17 protein-coding genes are annotated in these 18,484 nt (G+C 67.6%); 11 read left to right on the forward strand and 6 right to left on the reverse strand.

Annotated elements, in window-relative coordinates; genetic code table 11:
* Window positions 1-418: 418 nt before the first annotated feature.
* From mqo to dbpA, 3 genes are all read left to right on the forward strand, one after another.
* Window positions 419-2,065 carry a malate dehydrogenase (quinone) gene (gene mqo / locus WS96_RS16460; protein ID WP_059833845.1) on the forward strand — a complete coding sequence of 549 codons (1,647 nt, stop codon included), beginning with the start codon at window positions 419-421 and terminating at the stop codon, window positions 2,063-2,065.
* A gap of 450 nt (window positions 2,066-2,515) precedes the next feature.
* Window positions 2,516-2,713, forward strand: coding sequence for a hypothetical protein (locus WS96_RS16465; protein WP_006483193.1), 198 nt, complete (start codon window positions 2,516-2,518; stop codon window positions 2,711-2,713).
* The gene (dbpA, locus tag WS96_RS16470; RefSeq protein ID WP_059786486.1) at window positions 2,710-4,107 is read left to right on the forward strand and encodes an ATP-dependent RNA helicase DbpA; all 1,398 of its coding nucleotides are present in this window, start codon (window positions 2,710-2,712) and stop codon (window positions 4,105-4,107) included. Before WS96_RS16465 ends, dbpA begins: the two co-directional genes overlap by 4 nt.
* A gap of 45 nt (window positions 4,108-4,152) precedes the next feature.
* On the opposite strand, the gene WS96_RS16475 is transcribed toward dbpA, so the two are convergent.
* Complete coding sequence (locus WS96_RS16475) at window positions 4,153-4,977, reverse strand: phosphate/phosphite/phosphonate ABC transporter substrate-binding protein (protein WP_059833847.1); 825 nt, start codon at window positions 4,975-4,977, stop codon at window positions 4,153-4,155.
* 244 nt (window positions 4,978-5,221) lie between these two features.
* Here WS96_RS16475 and WS96_RS16480 point away from each other — a divergent pair, with 244 nt between their 5' ends.
* Both WS96_RS16480 and WS96_RS16485 read left to right on the forward strand, forming a co-directional pair.
* Window positions 5,222-6,247, forward strand: coding sequence for a fatty acid desaturase (locus tag WS96_RS16480; RefSeq protein ID WP_059833849.1), 1,026 nt, complete (start codon window positions 5,222-5,224; stop codon window positions 6,245-6,247).
* A gap of 190 nt (window positions 6,248-6,437) precedes the next feature.
* Window positions 6,438-7,640 carry a benzoate/H(+) symporter BenE family transporter gene (locus tag WS96_RS16485; protein WP_059827745.1) on the forward strand — a complete coding sequence of 401 codons (1,203 nt, stop codon included), beginning with the start codon at window positions 6,438-6,440 and terminating at the stop codon, window positions 7,638-7,640.
* Window positions 7,641-7,663: 23 nt separating this feature from the next.
* Here WS96_RS16485 and WS96_RS16490 read toward each other — a convergent pair whose 3' ends face one another.
* Together WS96_RS16490 and WS96_RS16495 are read right to left on the reverse strand one after the other, a co-directional pair.
* Window positions 7,664-8,551 (reverse strand): NAD(P)H-binding protein, encoded by an 888-nt coding sequence (locus WS96_RS16490; protein ID WP_059833851.1) that lies wholly within the window; start codon window positions 8,549-8,551, stop codon window positions 7,664-7,666.
* A gap of 324 nt (window positions 8,552-8,875) precedes the next feature.
* Window positions 8,876-9,793, reverse strand: coding sequence for an AraC family transcriptional regulator (locus tag WS96_RS16495; protein ID WP_059833853.1), 918 nt, complete (start codon window positions 9,791-9,793; stop codon window positions 8,876-8,878).
* Window positions 9,794-9,985: 192 nt separating this feature from the next.
* Here WS96_RS16495 and WS96_RS16500 point away from each other — a divergent pair, with 192 nt between their 5' ends.
* Window positions 9,986-10,180, forward strand: a complete 195-nt coding sequence (locus WS96_RS16500; RefSeq protein ID WP_034205699.1) for a hypothetical protein — start codon at window positions 9,986-9,988, stop codon at window positions 10,178-10,180.
* A gap of 47 nt (window positions 10,181-10,227) precedes the next feature.
* Here the strand turns inward: WS96_RS16500 and WS96_RS16505 are convergent, their stop codons facing one another.
* Window positions 10,228-11,181: a LysR family transcriptional regulator gene (locus tag WS96_RS16505; protein ID WP_059786465.1), complete on the reverse strand. Its 954-nt coding sequence runs from the start codon at window positions 11,179-11,181 to the stop codon at window positions 10,228-10,230.
* A gap of 100 nt (window positions 11,182-11,281) precedes the next feature.
* Here WS96_RS16505 and WS96_RS16510 point away from each other — a divergent pair, with 100 nt between their 5' ends.
* From WS96_RS16510 to WS96_RS16525, 4 genes are all read left to right on the forward strand, one after another.
* Window positions 11,282-12,640: an NAD(P)/FAD-dependent oxidoreductase gene (locus WS96_RS16510; protein WP_059833855.1), complete on the forward strand. Its 1,359-nt coding sequence runs from the start codon at window positions 11,282-11,284 to the stop codon at window positions 12,638-12,640.
* Window positions 12,641-12,965: 325 nt separating this feature from the next.
* Window positions 12,966-13,400, forward strand: coding sequence for a phosphatase (locus tag WS96_RS16515; protein ID WP_059833857.1), 435 nt, complete (start codon window positions 12,966-12,968; stop codon window positions 13,398-13,400).
* A gap of 182 nt (window positions 13,401-13,582) precedes the next feature.
* Window positions 13,583-15,208, forward strand: coding sequence for a histidine-type phosphatase (locus tag WS96_RS16520; RefSeq protein WP_059833859.1), 1,626 nt, complete (start codon window positions 13,583-13,585; stop codon window positions 15,206-15,208).
* Between the two features lie 111 nt (window positions 15,209-15,319).
* On the forward strand, window positions 15,320-15,625 hold the full coding sequence (locus WS96_RS16525) for a hypothetical protein (RefSeq protein WP_034205704.1): 306 nt from the start codon (window positions 15,320-15,322) through the stop codon (window positions 15,623-15,625).
* A 22-nt stretch (window positions 15,626-15,647) separates the two neighbouring features.
* Here WS96_RS16525 and WS96_RS16530 read toward each other — a convergent pair whose 3' ends face one another.
* Window positions 15,648-16,019 (reverse strand): hypothetical protein, encoded by a 372-nt coding sequence (locus WS96_RS16530; protein ID WP_230624854.1) that lies wholly within the window; start codon window positions 16,017-16,019, stop codon window positions 15,648-15,650.
* A 350-nt stretch (window positions 16,020-16,369) separates the two neighbouring features.
* Here WS96_RS16530 and WS96_RS16535 point away from each other — a divergent pair, with 350 nt between their 5' ends.
* Window positions 16,370-17,974, forward strand: a complete 1,605-nt coding sequence (locus WS96_RS16535; protein ID WP_059834503.1) for an EAL domain-containing protein — start codon at window positions 16,370-16,372, stop codon at window positions 17,972-17,974.
* A gap of 18 nt (window positions 17,975-17,992) precedes the next feature.
* Here WS96_RS16535 and WS96_RS16540 read toward each other — a convergent pair whose 3' ends face one another.
* Window positions 17,993-18,373, reverse strand: a complete 381-nt coding sequence (locus WS96_RS16540; protein WP_059833861.1) for a hypothetical protein — start codon at window positions 18,371-18,373, stop codon at window positions 17,993-17,995.
* Window positions 18,374-18,484 lie beyond the last annotated feature (111 nt).

An 18,484-nucleotide genomic window follows, 5' to 3' on the forward strand; every position in this document is an offset into this window, starting at 1 on the left:
ATTCCGGAAACCCGGACGCACGAAAAACCCCACAAAAACAGGGATATTCAGCGTCTGCGACACGTTGTCCGAGTTCGGTTATATTACGCGCCCCTTGCCGTCCCGCCCTGGCAAAACGCGTCGCACGCGGCCGCTTTCGACGCGGCCCGAAGCGCCGTCCGCTCGGGCTTGCCGCCACGGCCCGGACGCGTGACGCACCGTCGCGGCGCAGGCGCTCGCCGGTTCGCGGGAAGCCGATCCGAAGGTGTCCTTCCGAATGGCTTCGCGTGCGCAAATGCAACGGCGAGCAGCGTCGATCCGGAGTTCCGGATTCGCGGTCCGGATCTCCGGACCCGTGTTTCGGCGTAACGAAACCGCGGGAACCGCGCGCCGGGCGGCATGGCAAACCGATGCATCCAAGTTGAAAAAGGGATCTGCTGTGATCAAAACGTTACGGGTAATACTGTCGGCGCTCGCGCTGTGCGTCGCGACATCGTCCGCGCACGCCGCCGACACGAAGAAGGTCGACGTCCTGCTGGTGGGCGGCGGCATCATGAGCTCGACGCTCGGCGTCTGGCTGCACGAACTCCAGCCCGACTGGTCGATGACGATGGTCGAGCGCCTCGACGGCGTCGCGCTGGAAAGCTCGAACGGCTGGAACAACGCCGGCACCGGCCACTCGGCGCTCGCGGAGCTGAACTACACGCCGGAGAAGGCGGACGGCAAGATCGACATCTCGAAGGCGATCGAGATCAACGAGTCGTTCCAGATCTCGCGCCAGTTCTGGGCGTGGCAGGTGAAACAGGGCGTGCTGAAGAACCCGCATTCGTTCATCAACTCGACGCCGCACATGAGCTTCGTCTGGGGCGACGACAACGTCCGCTTCCTGAAGAAGCGCTACGAAGCGCTGCAGGTCAGCCCGCTGTTCCGCGGGATGCAGTATTCGGAAGACTACGACCAGATCAAGCAGTGGGTGCCGCTGATGATGGAAGGCCGCGATCGCAACCAGAAGGTGGCCGCGACGTGGACGCCGATCGGCACCGACGTGAACTTCGGCGAGATCACGCGCCAGTTCGTCGGCTATCTGAAGACGCAGCCGAACTTCACGCTGTCGTTGTCGAGCGAAGTACGCGAGATCTCGCGCAACGCCGACGGCACGTGGCACGTGTCGTGGGTCAAGCTGCACTCGGATGAACCGCCGCAAGCGGTCGACGCGAAATTCGTGTTCATCGGCGCGGGCGGCGGTGCGCTGCACCTGCTGCAGGCGTCGGGCATCCCCGAAGCGAAGGACTACGGCGCGTTCCCGGTCGGCGGCTCGTTCCTCGTGACCGACAACCCCGAGGTCGTGAAGCAGCATCTCGCGAAGGCATACGGCAAGGCGTCGGTCGGCTCGCCGCCGATGTCGGTGCCGCACCTCGACACGCGGATCATCGACGGCAAGAAGATCATCCTGTTCGGGCCGTTCGCGACGTTCTCGACCAAGTTCCTGAAGAACGGTTCGTACTTCGACCTCGCGAAGAGCACCAACCTGCACAACGTCGCGCCGATGATGCGCGTGGGCGTCGACGAATTCCCGCTGGTGCAGTACCTCGCCGGCCAGTTGATGCTGTCCGACGACGACCGCTTCAACGCGCTGAAGGAATACTTCCCGAACGCGAAGAAGGAAGACTGGCGCCTGTGGCAGGCCGGCCAGCGCGTGCAGATCATCAAGCGCGACCCGGTCAAGGGCGGCGTGCTGAAGCTCGGCACCGAGATCGTCAGCTCGAAGGACGGCAGCATCGCGGGCCTGCTCGGCGCGTCGCCGGGCGCATCGACCGCCGCGCCGATCATGCTGAACCTGATGCAGAAGGTGTTCAAGGACAAGGTCGCGACGCCCGAGTGGCAGCAGAAGATCCGCCAGATCGTGCCGAGCTACGGCACGAAGCTGAACGACAGCCCGGCAAAGGTCGTCGAGGAATGGACCTACACGAGCGACGTGCTGCAACTCGCGCCGCCGCCGAAGATCGACCTGGGCGCGCCGGCTCCGTCCGGCGCAAGCGCCGCGCCGGCCCGCCCGGCGAAGGCGTCCGCCGACATGGCGCTGTAACGCGCCGAACCGCGACACGCCACGCGAATCCGACGGGCGACCGTTGCCCGTTCCGGCCTGTTTCGCCGGAAGGGTGGACACCCCCCTCGCTCCGGAGAGCGGAGCGGCAGGCGGCAATCTGCGGCCATCCGGGAGGATGGCCGTTTTTGCGTCGGCGCCCGGCGGCCGGCGGCCGGTGCGCACCACCGGCCGCACGGTCGCGACACCCCGGGCGAAATCGCCCGATTGCGCCGGTTCCGCCGCATCCGGCCCGGTGTGGCGCGCGGTATCCGCTAGAATTGCGGCACGCGCGATCCCGAATCGCCCTCCCGATCCATCATCCGCAGCGTCGCACCCTTACGCCTCCGTCCGCACCGCCCCGCGCCCGCGGGTGCACGCGAGCGCCGCGGCCGTGCGACGCCCGCGCCCGCCCACAAAGGGCGCACAACCGAATTCAGCTGGAGAAAGACCGTGTTTACCTGCCGAAACCAGAGCTGCGGCACGCAGTGGGAGCAGTCCGACGTCGTCATCAAGGACGAGGGCCAGGGGCTGCTGTTCCGCTGCCCGCTGTGCGGCGCCCGCAACTATCTCGAACGCTTCGAGGACGACGAAGGCAACGTCGTCTACGAGCAGATGGAAGGCCGCCCCTACCTCGGAGACCTGTCTTGACCCAACCGACCGCCACGCCGTTCAGCGCGCTGCCGCTGACGCCCGCCACGCTCGCGAACCTCGCGCAGCTCGGCTATGTCGACATGACGCCGATCCAGGCGGCCAGCCTGCCGGTCGCGCTGGCCGGCCAGGACCTGATCGCGCAGGCGAAGACGGGCAGCGGCAAGACCGCCGCGTTCTCGCTCGCGCTGCTCGCGCGCCTCGATGCGCGCCGTTTCGACGTGCAGGCGATGATCCTGTGCCCGACGCGCGAGCTCGCCGACCAGGTCGCGCAGGAAGTGCGCCGCCTCGCGCGCGCCGAGGAAAACGTGAAGGTGCTGACGCTGTGCGGCGGCACGCCGATGCGTCCGCAGGCGCAGAGCCTCGAGCACGGTGCGCATATCGTCGTCGGCACGCCGGGCCGCATCATGGATCACCTCGATCGCGGCAACCTGAAGCTCGACGCGCTGACTACGCTGGTGCTCGACGAAGCCGACCGGATGCTCGACATGGGCTTCTTCGACGACATCGCGAAGGTCGCGCGGATGTGCCCGACGACGCGCCAGACGCTGCTGTTCTCCGCGACCTATCCGGACGGCATCGCGAAGCTGAGCCAACAGTTCCTGCGCAATCCGAAGGAAATCAAGCTCGCGGAACGCCACGACGACAGCAAGATCCGCCAGCGCTTCTATGAAGTGACCGAGGACGAGCGGCTGCATGCGGTCGGCCAGTTGCTGAACCACTATCGGCCGGTGAGCACGATCGCGTTCTGCAACACCAAGCAGCAGTGCCGCGATCTGCTCGCCGTGCTGCACGCGCAAGGCTTTCACGCGCTCGCGCTGCACGGCGAGCTCGATCAGCGCGAGCGCGACCAGGTGCTGATCCAGTTCGCGAACCGCAGCTGCTCGGTGCTGGTCGCGACCGACGTCGCCGCGCGCGGGCTCGACATCGCGCAGCTCGAAGCGGTGATCAACGTCGACGTGACGCCCGACCCCGAAGTGCACGTGCACCGCATCGGTCGCACGGGCCGCGCGGATCAGGACGGCTGGGCGCTGAGCCTCGCGAGCATGGACGAGATGGGCCGCGTCGGCGCGATCGAACAGGCGCAGAAGCGCGATGTCGAATGGCATCCGCTCGCCGAACTGACGCCGGCGGACGACAGCGTGCTGCTGCCGCCGATGGAAACGCTGCAGATTCTCGGCGGCCGCAAGGACAAGATTCGTCCGGGCGACGTGCTCGGCGCACTGACCGGCGACGCCGGGTTCGACGGCAAGCAGATCGGCAAGATCAACGTGACCGAGTTCTCGACCTATGTCGCGATCGAGCGCGGCGTCGCGCGCGACGCGCTGCGCAAGCTCAATGCCGGGAAGATCAAGGGCAAGCGGGTCAAGGTCCGGTTGATGGACGAGGAGTAAGCGGGCCGCGGGGCGGACGGCCGCGGCGGCGCCGCGCCCCGTGCGTCACGCGAGTTCGGGATAGCCGTGCGCGACGGCTTCCCGCTCGAACCGCGCAATCGCGTCGTAGTCGGCCGGCGACAGCCGGTCGAATCCCTTCAGCCTCAGCACGCGCGCGCGCTCCGCATCGGCCGCGACCGCGCGATCGAGCGCATCCTGCAACGCACCGACCTGCGTGTCCGCCAGCGCCCGCGACGCGATGAACGGCAATCCCGGCGCGGATGCCGTCGTGCCGACGATCCGGATATCCGTCAGCAGACCGGGCAGCGCGTCGCGGACGTACGCGAACGTCACGCAGTCGATCGCCGCGCAATCGGCCTCTCCCGACGCCAGCGCACGCAGCACGTTCAGGTGCGAACCGAACGGCGTGACCGAGCCGAAAAACCGGCCGTCGCGCGCATGCGGTGCGATCGCGTGCCGGAATGCATTCATCCCGCTGTGTGAATCCTCGCCGTTGAAGGCAGCTCGCAATCCGCGGCATGCGGCGAGCGTCGTCGCGCCGCCCGCATGCGCGCGCGCCGACACGACCAGCACGCTGCTGTAGCGCGCGCCGTCGCAACCGTGCGCGTCGAACGCCGGGGTCGCGACCAATCGCACGGCATCACACAGGCCCAGCATCCGGTACGGATAGCCGCAGGTCTGCGACAGCAGCAGATCGTCGCGCCGCCACAGTGCATGCAGGTCGTCGAACGGCGCGTCGGGCAGCGCGACGCCGGCGGGCCCGCCCGCGTTCGCGAACCCATCGAGCGCGTCGCGCAGCAGCGCGCGCCACAGGGTCGTGTGGCGCGGCGTCACGTTGTACATCGGCAAGACTGCGATCCAGGGCTTCATGCGGACATTCTACGCATCGGCGGCGGCCCCGATGCTTATCGGCGCCGGCACGATAAGCAAATGCGAATCGATTGGTTGGCGTTGCCGCGCCGCCCCGGTACCGTTCGAATGCCTGTCGGCGCCGCCACCGCGCGCGACGCCGTGCAGGTCGACCGTGATCCGCGAGACACCAGCGCACCCGGGCCGAGCGCCCCGGTTCCCTCGCTCGTTCCCCGCACTGCCCGATCCACCCCGCCTCAACGCCATGGCCGAATATTTCGACGTCGACCACGCGCGCGCGATCGCCGCGCTCGACGCCCGCTTCACCGCCCGCACCGAGTGGCCGACCTGGCTGCTGGTCGTCGTCATCTACGGCGGCTGGCTCGCCGTGCTGCTGCTCGTGCGCGACGGGCGCCTGTCGCTCGCCGCCGCGACGCCGCCGCTGATCCTGCTCGGCGCGTGGCATCTGTCGCTGCAGCACGAACTGCTGCACGGCCACCCGACGCGTTCCGCGTTCGTGAACAAGCTGCTCGGCTATCCGCCGCTGACCGTCTGGTATCCGTACACGCTGTATCGCGACACGCACCTCGACCATCACCGCGACGAAGACCTGACCGTGCCGGGCGTCGATCCCGAAACGAACTACGTGACGCGCGCACGCTGGGCGCGGCTGCCACGCTGGCGCCGGGCGCTGACGGTCGCGCGCAAGACTTTCGCCGGACGAATCGTCGTCGGGCCGCCGCTGGCCATCGCCGCGACGTTCGGCGAGGCGTTCGCCGCGTTCCGGCGCGGCGACTTCCGTTATCTGCCGATGTGGGCGACGCATGCTGCGTGCGTGGCGGCGCTGCTCGCGTGGCTGCACTGCGCGATCGGCGTGCCGTGGTGGTACTACCTGCTGCTCGTGACATGGCCCGCGCTGTCGCTCGCGATGATCCGCTCGCTGTACGAGCATCGCGCCGCACCGCATCCGAAGGCGCGCATCGCGATCAACGAAGCCGGGTTCGCGATGCGGCTGCTGTACCTGAACAACAACTATCACCTCGTCCATCACGACCTGCCGAAGCTGCCGTGGTACGACCTGCCGCGCGCGTACCGGATGCGACGCGACGCCTACGCGCGTAAATGCGGGGGCTTCGTGATCCGCGGCGGCTATCGCGAACTGCTCGCACGCCATGCGTGGACGCCGACCGATCCGCCCGTGCATCCGTTCGGCGAGGGCACGGCGTCGCTGTCGACGGGCAGCGGGATCAAAGTGGCGGTGGTCGACGAGGTGTTGCAGATCAGCACGTGACGTCGCCCGGCACGCGCTGTCGACCCTCCGGGCTTGCGCGCCAATTCTTACGAAATGCCGACAATGCCGCTCGGCCGCGCCCGAATTGCCAATTGCGTCGGCAATGTCCAGAATGGCGGCTCATCCGGGCTTCCAACCATCATTCGCCCCGGCTCCGCCGCCCGGCCGCGCGCCGCATTCCCCGACGACGATGCAACCGAACACCCCACCCGGCGCGATCCGCACGCTCGGCCACGACTGGTCCGTTTCCGCGATCACCGCGGGTTTTCTTGCGGTCCTGATTTCCTATGCAGGCCCGCTCGCGATCTTCTTCCAGGCGTCGCAGGCCGCGCACGCGTCCAACGACATGGTGTCGTCATGGGTCTGGGCGATCTCGATCGGCGCGGGCGTGTCGGGCCTCGTCGCCAGCTGGAAGCTGAAGGTGCCGGTCGTCACCGCGTGGTCGGCGCCCGGCACCGCGCTGCTCGTCGGCCTGTTTCCGCAACTGACGCTCAATCAGGCCGTCGGCGCGTACATCACGGCTGCGCTGATCATCCTGGCGATCGGCGTCTCCGGCTATTTCGACCGGCTGGTGCGCCACATCCCGCGCGGCATCGCCTGCGGGATGATGGCCGGCATCCTGCTGCCGTTCGGCATGCATGCGTTCTCGGCCGCGTCCGCGCAGCCCGCGCTCGCGTTCGGGATGATCGCGGCCTACGTGATCTTCAGGCGCCTGCTGCCGCGCTACAGCATCGTGCTCGTGCTGCTGACGGGCGCCGCGCTCGCGACGCTGCTCGGGATGACGCATCTCGGCAACGTGTCGCCGAGCCTCGCGCGGCCGATCTTCATCGCCCCCGAGTGGACGCTCGGCACGACGCTCAGCCTGGCGCTGCCGCTCGTCGTCGTCAGCCTCACCGGCCAGTTCCTGCCGGGGATGACGATTTTGCGCGTGTCCGGCTATCGCACGCCGGCGCGCCCGATCATTACGGCGACCAGCGTGATGTCGCTGGTCGTCGCGTGCTTCGGCGGGATCACGATCGTCGTCGCGGCGATTACCGCGGCGCTGTGCACCGGCAAGGACGCGCACGAGGACGCGGAACGACGGTACGTCGCCGGGCTCGCGAACGGCGCGTTCTACCTGATCGGCGGCCTCTTCGCCGGCACGATCGTCACGGTGTTCTTCGCACTGCCGAAGGCGTTCGTCGCGATTCTGGCGGGGCTCGCGCTGATCGGCGCGATCGGCGCGAACGTGCACGGGATCTTCGAGGACGAGAACCATCGCGAAGCGTCGGTGATCACGTTCCTCGCGACCGCGTCGGGAATGACGTGGCTCGGGCTCGGGTCCGCGTTCTGGGGGATCGTGATCGGATCCCTGTCGTATGCGGTGTTGAACAGGGTGCGACGGCCTGCGTGACACGCCGCGCGCCGACGCTTCGCTCAACGCGCATGCCGGCGCACCAGTTGCGCGAGGGCCTCCTCCAGCGGCGTCGTACCGTACACCCGCTCCGACACGTCGGCCTCGACGTCGATCCGCCCCGCGTTGTGCACGTCGTACAAATCGACGATCAGCTGCGCATGGCGTTCGCCGAGCCCGGCGCGCAGCAGCGTCGCGCTCCACGTGTCGCGCGGCAGTTCGTGCGCGACGATCGCACGGCCCGCGGCCGCGCCCAACGTATCCGCGATCGCCGTCACGCTCACCCGCCGCGGCCCTTCGACGCTGACGATACGCGGCCCGCCACGGCCTTCCGGCGCATCGAGCAGCAGCCGCGCCGCGACGACGCCCACGTCGGGCGCCCAGACCGTCGGAAACACCTTGTCGACCGGATGGTGGAAGCTCGGCAGCACGCCGGTGCCCAGCGCGACCGGCAGCACGCGCGCCCAGTTCTGCACATGCTCGGCCGAGCGCAGCAGCGTCAACTGCGTCGGAATCGTCTTCAGTCGCTCCTCGAAGTCATGGAACAAGCGCGTGATACCCGTATTGCCTTCAAGCTCCGCACCGTAGTCCGACAACGCGAGCAGCGCCGGCGGCGGATTCGCTGCGAGCGCGGCGGTCGCCGCGTCGATCGTCCGCGTCATCGTCGCGGCCGGATCGGGATCGGCAACCGGCACCGGACACAGCATCTGCACGGCCTGCGCGCCGTCGATCGCCGCGGCGATCGCGTGCGCGTCCGTCAGGTCCGCGATCGCGACATCGCAGCCGAGTTGCACGAAGCGTTCACGATGGCGTGCGTCGCGCAGCACCGCGCGCACGGAATGGCCTGCGTTGCGCAAGGTCGTCACGGTCGACTGGCCGACGTTGCCGGATGCGCCGAAGATCACGAACACGATTCGCTCCTTGGGGGATGGAAGTGCTGCGATTGTCGGCATGCGCGGCCCGGGTGGCGCGCACGGACGGATGAATCGAGCAGGAAAGGATGGCGGGATGAACAGCCGTGGCCATGCGCTGCTCGATGCGACACCGATCGCGTCGCGTCGGGCGATCTGCCGATCACGAGGCACAACCCACCTGAAACGAACCGCCGCTCACATCCGACGCGTCGCGCTTCGACAGCGCTCGTGGGCGCCGGAGAAGCGAACGCGGCAATTGTCCGACACCCTGTCGGACAATTGCCGTCGGATCGAACGAAACGCCCGTGCATCGCTGTTCCGTTATGCGTCCCTGCCTCCATCCTCGCCGTCATAGGCCAGCCGCAACCCGCCCCGCGCGCCCGACCGCGCAATCTCCGTCGGCGTCGCGCCGAGCACGCGGTTCATCCAGTTCGCCATGTGACTCTGATGCGCGAACCCGGCTTCCAGCGCGATCTGGCTGATGCTGAGCCTCCCTTCGAGCAGCAGCGCCTTCGCGCGCTCCACCCGCCGCCGCACGACGTATTGATGCACGGGCATCCCGAGCGTTTCGCGGAACAGTACCTTGAAATGCGGCACGCTGATCGACACGAGCGCCGCGAGCTCGGCCAGTGTCATGCGCCGATCGAGATTCGCTTCGACATAGTCGATCACGCGCGCAGCGGCCTTCGGCGCGAGCGTGCGCCGGCGTTCGCGAAACGCGGGCTGGCCGTCGACCAGCCGCGCGACGAGCGCCGTGCACAGGCTTTCCGCATAGAGCGGATCCGATGCGTCTTCCGCTTCGAGTTCGGCGGCCATCGCCCATGCGATGTGCTGCAGCCGCGGGTCGCGCACCTGCAGCCGCCGGCGAATCTGCGCGTGCAACGGCTTCAGTTCGAGCTGCTCGACCGTGCGCCGCACGAAGGTGTCGCTGAGCGCGATGTGCAGAATCCGGCAGTCGGCGCTGTCGGTCCACTGGCCGGGCAGGCCGGCCGGAATCACGTCGACGTCGCCGTGCGCCTGGATACGCGACACGCGCTCGCCGTCGCATACGCAATCCGCCCGCACCGGCGCGCCGATGTGCACGCCGATCCGGTGATGCTCGGCTGCCGGAATCCGGTACGTGCCCGCGCGGATCTCCAGCAGCGACGCGCCGAAGCCCTGCCAGCCGAGCCCGCGGCTGGAGCGCAGGCTGACCGGGACGCCGTTGTCCGTCGGCGCGGCAAGAATCGGATCGCTCATCGAGGGTCTCCACCAGATCGGGTGACGAATGCGCATTGTGACGCGTTTCGCGCCGGCGTGCCGGCCGTGCCCGGCCGTCTGCGCATCGAGCACAAAAAGATCATCCGTTTCTGCTCGGGACGATCCTTGCGTGCGCGCCGACGGGCGCCGCCCCGCTTACGATCGGCTCATCCGACACCTACGGAGCCCGTCATGCCCCATTACTGCCCGCAACGCGCGGCGTTCGTCGCGCGCTCGCCCTGCGCCGCCCGCCCTTCAGCCGGCCCCCACCCACGCCACGGCCGCCCGGCCATCGCCGCGTGGTGCCTGCGCATCGTCGGCTGGTACCGGCTCGAACGGCTGCTCGCGTCGATTCCCGACAGCAACGACGATTTCGGGCTCGTCTGACCGACCGGTCGACACCCCGCCTACTTGCGTCACCTACTTGCGGCCGCCTACTTGCGCCGCCGCTCGTGCGGCGCCACCGTCGCGCCGTCGATCACCGGCGCACCCTGCTTGATCAGGAAATCGCGAAACAACCCCGTCACCTGCGAGATGCGCCGGTCGGCGAGGGTCACCACATACCATTCGCGCTCGATCGGGTTGCCCGGAAACGGCAGTTGCCCAAGCAGCCCCGTGCGCAGTTCGAGCGCACACGCGTGCAACGACAGGAACGCGACGCCGAGCCCGGCTTCGGCCATCTGCTTGATCGCCTCGTTGCTCGACAGTTCGGAGCCCACATGAAAGCGGTGGCCCGCGTTCTTGAACAGGCTCTCGACGGTCGAGCGCGTGCCGGCGCCGCGTTCGCGCACGAGCAGGTGCGCGGATTCGAGATCCTTCAGCGCGACGCGCTTGCGCCGCATCAGCGGATGGTCGGGCGCCGCGACGAACACCATCGGATGCTTCGCGAACTCGACCGCATGCGTACGCAATTCCTTCGGTGCGCTGCCCATCACCGCGAGATCGATTTCATGCGTCGCGAGCATGCGGATGATGTCGTCGCGATTACCGACCTTGAAATACGTCTTCACGTGCGGACGCGTGGCAGTGAATTTGACGAGCAGCGGTGGGATCAGGTATTCGGCCGTCGTGATCGCGCCGATCCGCAACGTGCCGCCGAGATCGCCCGTCAGCGCGGCCACTTCGTCGCCGGCCTCGCTCCACAGATGCAGGATCTCGCGCGCGTAGCGCGCCACGATCTCGCCGGCCGCGGTCAGTTGCACGCCGCGCCCCACTCGCTGCAGCAACGCGGCGCCCACGGCCTCCTCGAGCAGCCGAACCTGCAGCGACACGGCCGGCTGCGTCAGGTTCAGTTCCTCGGCCGCGCGCGACACGCTGCCGAGCCGCGCAATCATGTCCAGCGCCTTCAACTGCCGGAACGTCGCGGTCTTTCCTATAAGTGAATACATATGAGTTGCTTATAAACATTAAATTGTTCGAGTGGGTTCGAAACTATATCGTCGGTTCCTGAGCAATGTCATCCGAATCGTCATTCAGCGGGAGCCGAACATGGACTACACCACGCCCAACCTTGCAACGGACCGCGCACCGCGCCTGCCGCGCATCGTGATCGTCGGCGGCGGCGCCGGCGGCCTGCAGCTCGCGACGCGTCTCGGCGATACGGTCGGACGCCGCGGGCAGGCCGAGGTCGTGCTCGTCGACCGCTATCCGACGCATTTCTGGAAGCCGCTGCTGCACGAAGCCGCATCGGGCCATCGCGATCCGGCTTCCCACACGATCGAATACGCGGCGCAGGCGAAGCGCCACGGCTTTCGCTTCGTGCAGGGGGCGCTGCAGCGGGTCGATCGCGCGGCGCGCACGGCGACGATCGCGGCCGTGCAGGATGCGGACGGCACGGAAATCCTGCCGCAACGCGTGCTCGACTACGACGATCTCGTGCTGGCGGTCGGCAGCGTGACGAACTACTTCAACGTGCCGGGCGCCGCGCATCATGCGCTGCCGCTCGAAAACCTCGACCAGGCCGAGGATTTCCGCCGAAAGTTCCTTGCTGCCTGCACGAAGGCGAATCACCTGGCCGAGCAGCAGCCGGCACGGCGCGGCGCGCCGATCTGCATCAACGTGATCGGTGCGGGCGCAACGGGCGTCGAGCTGGCCGCCGCGCTGCGGCATGCGGTCCAGCAACTGACGACGTATCGCTTCAAGGCGCTGGTGTCCGCGCGCGACGTGCATATCCGGCTGATCGAAGGCGGCCCGCGCATCCTGCCGGCGCTCGACGAACGGCTGTCCGGCAAGATGCACGCGCAGCTTCGCGCGCTGAACGTGGACGTGCTGACCGATACGCGCGTGGCGGAAGTCGGCGCGGATGCCGTGACGACCGCAACCGGCGAACGCCTCGCGAGCGACATCACGATCTGGGCAGCCGGCGTCGCCGGCCCCGCGATGCTGCGGGACATCGGCGACATCGCGCTCAACCGGTCGAACCAGGTGATCGTGACCGACACGCTGCAGACGCCCGACGATCCGCACGTGTACGCGTTCGGCGACTGCGCCGCGTGCCCGTCGACCGGTGCAGGCGGGTTCCTGCCGCCGCGTGCGCAGGTCGCGTACCAGCAGGCCGTGTATCTGGTCGACGCATTCGCACGCCGCGTCGCCGGCAAGCCGGTGCCCGGCTTCACGTTCCGCGATGCGGGCACCGTCGTGTCGCTCGGGCATGCGGGCGCCGTGTATCAGGCGGATATCGGCATGCGCTCGCGCTCGCTGATCGTCGACGGGCTGGCGGCGATCGGGCTGTACAAGTTCCTGTATCGCAAGCACCTGTTCAGCGTGGTCGGCATCAAGCGCGCGCTGTTCCAGTCGCTGAGCCACTGGCTGCAAAGCCGCAACCAGCCGTCGATCAAGCTGCATTGATCGTCGCCGTTCGCACGCAGCCTCGCAGCGCGGCATATCGGGCGCGCATCGTCCGATATGCCGTTTTTCCATATGGATATGCGCGATGCAGCCCGAATGTGCGCCACGCCGGTGCATCGCATCGAAGCCGTCGATGCGATGCAATTCGTGCGTGAAATGCCGTGCGACGCGGATCCCGCGCCCGCTCTGGCCCGCCACCCCATTCATAAGTCGAATCGTATGAGTCGGCTATAAATATTGATTGGTCGCGTTTTCCGCATCGACGCTAAGGTGTGTGGCATTCCCGTCGGCGAACGGATCATCACGTTTCTGAAAAGGAATCACCGTGGTCATCGAAGCCATCGTCACCCGTCTCGACGCAGCATTCGCGCAGATCGAAGCAACGCCGGATTCGCGCGAGTCGCGCCATCAACGCGACGCGATCCTCCGTTGGCTGGACCGGGCATCGGAAGAAGGATATCGGCTCGGCCTCGTCACGACGCTGCCGGCCGCGCGGCTCAACGACATGTTCGAAGGCCAGTTCGGCCGCGCGAACCTCGACCGCTTCTCGGTCGTCGTCACGGACACCGATCAACAGGACTCCCGATCGAATCGGCATCCGTTCGATGTCGCGCTGCAGGCGCTCGGCGTGCCGCGGGAGCGCGCGGTCGGCGTCGCGAGCAGCGAACCGGAACGCCGCGAAGCCGAGCATTTCGGGTTGTCGCGCTGTGTGAACATCACCGACACGGTGCGCTCGATCGCATCGGCCGGGCTGCACTGAACGCCAGCGCCCGGGCCGGCTCGAGCCGGCCATCGTCGTCGATCCGGCGGCAATCCGACGATTGCCCGACCGCATCCTGACATTCTGCTGTCAAAGTCGCTTGCAACACTGCGGGGCTCGACCACTTTCCCCCGGCGACGGGACGACGCGCATGCGCATCGTCCCGTCCGTTGCCCGCCACGATGACACGCCCGATCCGCACCGCCGCCGCTCTCACGATTGCCTGCCTGTTGCTCGCCGCTTGCGGCGGGGATGACTCGACGCCGCCTGCCACGTCGGCCGACAACAACGGCACGGCGCCCGCGCCGCAGCCCATGCCTGAGCCCGCGCCGGCCCCGGCACCCGCGACCTACTACCAGACGAAGACGCCGTACCGCCCGCAGCAGGACGCCGCAACGTACGAAGCGCCGCCGGCCGGCTACGCGCCGGTCTATACCGAACTCGTCGCACGTCACGGCTCGCGCGGGCTGTCGGGCTTCAAGTACGACGGTGCGATCTACGCGATGCTGGCCAAGGCCGAGGCCGACGGCGCGCTGACCACGCTCGGCGCGCAGCTCAAGGCCGACACGTACGCGATGATGAAGGCCAATGCGCTGCTCGGCTACGGCGTGCAGGGCATCTCGACACCCGGTTACGGCAACCTGACTCAAACCGGCATCCGCGAACATCAGCAACTCGCCGCGCGTCTCGCGCAGCGGCTGCCCGCGCTGTTCGCGACGGGCAACCGGCAGGTGGTCGTCGTCAACTCGGGCCAGGATCGCGCGGTCGACAGTTCGACGTATTTCTCGGCGGCGCTCGTCGCCGCGCAGCCGGCACTGGCGCCGGCCATCACGCTGCCGGCCGCGCCGGCCGGCTATCCGGCGAGCGCACCGGTCGCGCAGCCGGCCGGCACCAACCGTTTCCTGCTGTATTTCCACTCGCTGAAGCCGGCCACTGATCTCGTGACCGACACGAGCGATCCGTACTACGCGACCTATCAGGCGAGCCAGGCGTACCAGGCCTATGCAAACGACGCGACGGTGGCCGCGAAGCTGAAGGCGATCAAGGCCGCGCCGCAGGCGGCCGACGTCGCGCAGACGGTGCTGTCCGCACTCGTGTCGCCGGCCTTCATCGCGAAGCTCGGCTCCGACGGCTACACGTTCGCGAACACCGGCACCTATGCGTTCACGTCGTCGGACGGCAAATTCACCAACACGCTGAAGGGCGACGGCAAGACGAAGATCGCGACGGCCGTCGACGCGGTGAACGTGCTGTACAACCTGTTGCAGGTTGCGCCCGCCATGACCGCGGAAACCGGCGGCGTCACGATGGAGAAGTACATCGGCGCCGAGCAGGCGCAGTATCTCGCGTATCTGCAGGATGCCGAGGACTACTATCAGAAAGGGCCCGGCATCCAGGAAGCGAACCCGGTGACGTACCGGATGGCGAAGGTGCTGCAGGACGACTTCTTCGGCGAAGTCGACGCAATCGCGCGCGGGGACCTGACGCACGCCGCGAAGCTGCGCTTCACGCATGCGGAGATCGTGATTCCGTTCGCGTCGATCATGAATCTGAAGAACGTGTTCGTGCCGACACCACAGGCACAGACGTACACGTATGCGAACAACCCGTGGCGCGGCGACCAGGTGTCGCCGATGGCCGCGAACATGCAGTGGGACGTCTATCGCAACGGGTCGCGGATCATCGTGAAGATGCTGTACAACGAGCGCGAGACGGATTTCCAGGCCGCGTGCGACGGCGCGAAGATCGCACCGGGCAGCCACTTCTACGACTACGCGGGGCTGAAGCAGTGTTACGGGTATCAGTGAAGTGAAGTGAAGCGCAGCGCCGCAGCCTGCAGCGGTGCGGCCGGCCGGCATCTCGCGCCAACGAACTCGCGGCGGCTCGGTCGGTCGAACGAGCATCGTCGGAGGACTCTCATGAAACGCGTCGCGCTTGCCGCCGTCCTGACCCTGTTTGCCACCATCGGCGTGCCGGCTATCGCCGGCGCGCCATCCGGCGCCGCCTCGGCGGCCCCGACTCAGGCATACGCAAAGAATTGCGTGCCGTCGCGGGATGCGTCGCAAGGCGCCCGCTCCCCCTCCAGCGCGCCGCCGATCCGCGTCTGCGTCGGCGATTCCGACACGCAACTGAACCTGCCGTGGTTCCTGACCGATGTCCTCACCGCCGTGGACACGCACCAGTCGCCCAGCGGCCTGCTCCACAAGATGCGCAACGATTTCTGAATCGCCGTCGGCACCGCATCGTTCATGATGCGTCGGGGCGGTTCAGCACCTGGATGAACGCGCCGACGATGCCGGCCCACATCCCGGGGTCGGCAATGCGTTCCAGCAGCACCCGCAATTCCTGCCGTTCTTCGTTCGACAGCACGCCATGCGCGCCGCGGATGCTGTCGTAACGCGGCGTACCGCGCGACGCGAGCGCGCGATCGAGCGAATAGTCGCGAGCAGCTCCGTCCACCGAGATCCGAATCCACAGTGAACCACCGTCCGCCGCGGCGGCGCCGTCGGTCACGATGACCGGGGGCGGCATTTTCTCCATCGCAACGCTCCGGTTTTGACACGCCGGCGGCAGTCGGCCGACAACGGCACCACATGAAAATGTTTCTTTTTGAGACACAATCGCGAAATCTCATCAATATTTAGACAACAATATTTCGCGATGGCGCGCCGCATCTTATACTTGCCGCGCACCATCCTCGTGCCAAGAGACGGTGTCTTTCGTCCCGGCTGCACACACTGTGCGGCCGGGGCTTTTTTCGGTACGCTGCGTCCATATACATGCTCGATGCGAGCATGTTATTACGGAATGCTGCCGGATAGATGGCCGATCGCGACAGGCTCGTGCCGATGCCCGTCGCAACGGCCGACTCGACCGGCGTCCCGAAACCGGCGCGCGAGCCGCATGGCCCGAATCAGGCATGCGGCATGCGCGCCGTTTGCACATCGACCGGTTCGATTTGCCGCGCCATGCGTACAACACCAAAGGCGACCGCAGGACCGTGGGCACGCCCCCGCGGCTCGAAACCCGTTTTCCAGCGCAGCGGCGCGTGGCCTCGCGTCGTGTTTCTCGCCGCCGCGATCATCTGCGTGCTCGTCCCCGCGTTTGCAATCGTGCTGGCCGACCGCTACGCGCGCGATGCCGTCACCGCGCACGAGCGCGTCGTGGCAAACGACATCGTGACCTCCGTGGACCGCATCCTGGACGGCGTTCGCCTTCGGCACGCGGACGAGCTGACCGCACTCGTCGGGCGGCCCTGTGCGACGGTGTTCCGGACGCTGGCCGAAGTGGGCACTCGCCTGCGTTATTTGCGTGCGGTCGCGCTGGTGAACGACGGGCGCGTCATGTGCTCGTCTGCGCTCGGTTCGATCGACCTGCCGCTCGCCGCCTATGCACGCGAACCCGAACCGGGATCGACGGTCGTCACGCTGCTGCGCCAGACGCCGTTCCAGCACGACATTCCGGTGCTGTCCGCGTTTCGCGCCACCGCGCGCGGCGCGGGCGTCCTGTACCTGATCGAAGGCGACTACGTGGCCGACGCGCTCGCCCACGGCACCGGCAATGAACCGGCGACGGCCGTGCTGTCGATCGCCGGTTCGGGCCGTCTCGATCAGCACGGGAAGTTCACGCCGGAAACGGACGCAGGCCCCGCGGGCGGCAGCACGATTGCTTCGCAGCACTGGCCGTTCACGGTGTCGGTCGTCGCCTCGGCGCACTACGCGTCACAGGTCCAGCGCCACTACCGGCTGATCTGCGCGACGATCGTGCTGCTGGCCGACAGCCTCGTGATGGCCGCGTACCTGCTCGCGATGGCGCCGCGGCGGCTGTTGCTGAAGGCCGTGCGCCACGCGCTCCGGCGCAACGAATTCCATGTCGTGTACCAGCCGATCGTCGACGTGCAGACGCGCAGGACGGTCGGCGTCGAAGCGTTGCTGCGCTGGCACCATCCGAAGTGGGGGGCCATCAGCCCGGCCGTGTTCATCCCGCAGGTGGAGTCGAGCACCGTGCTGCCGAAGGTCACCGAATTCGTGCTGCGCACCGCCGTGTCGGAGCTGACCGCGCTGACGCCGTCCGCGCCGCTGCGCATCGCCGTGAACGTTGCGCCGCAGGACCTCGAGCGCGGGCGCTTCGTGGCCGTCGTCGAGGAAGCGATCCGCGCGCTGCCGCCCGGCTTCACGCTGGTGCTCGAAGTCACCGAGCGCATCCTGCTCGAGAAGAACGCGCGCACCACCGAGATCTTCCAGGCGCTGCGGTCGAAAGGCGCGAAGTTCGCGATCGACGATTTCGGCACGCATCACAGCAATCTCGACATGCTGTCGCGCTTTCCGTTCGACTACGTGAAGATCGACCGACAGTTCGTCTCGCAACTGGACCACGGCAGCGCGAGGCTGATCGAGGGGATCGCCGCCGTCGCGCATCACTATGGCCTGAAGATCATCGCGGAAGGCGTGGAGACGGAAGCGCAGCATCGCGCGCTGCATGCGGTGGGGATCCAGTACGCGCAGGGCTATCTGTATCAGCGACCCATGCGCGCGGCGCACCTGACGCGGGATTTCGCGTCGGCGACGGTGTAGCGGCGCCGCCGACGGCGACTACTGCGCGCCGTATTGACCGTCGAGGTGCACGCGGCCCTGCTCGATCCATCCTTCGACGTCGTCGCCGGTCTTGCCGTTCACGTACATGACGTTGTACCAGCGCCCGTGCGACTTGTAGACGGTCACCGAATCGCCAGGGACGATGAAGGTCCGCTTCGTGACGCACTGCGCGTCGGGCGCCGAGTAGAAATACGCACGCCCCGCCCCGACGACCGTGCCGGACGTCGGCGGTCGGAAGTTGTCGTCCGGGCCGCTCGCGACTGCGTCGAGCTTCCCGCAATCGACCGAGCTCTTCGCGTGCGCGCCGTGCACGTCCAGGCTCGCGCCGAGCACCAGCATCGCGATGCCCATGCGCAGCGCCATTGTCGTCTTCGTCATTCGCCCTCTACGCCGTATCGTTTTCTCGGTTTGCCGGTTCGCAACCGACGCGCGCTTGATCCTGTGCGACCGTGGTCGCTACGACCCCCACCGCTTCCGGATGATACGACG

This window comes from Burkholderia sp. MSMB1835 (assembly GCF_001526365.1).
Taxonomy (GTDB): Bacteria; Pseudomonadota; Gammaproteobacteria; order Burkholderiales; family Burkholderiaceae; genus Burkholderia.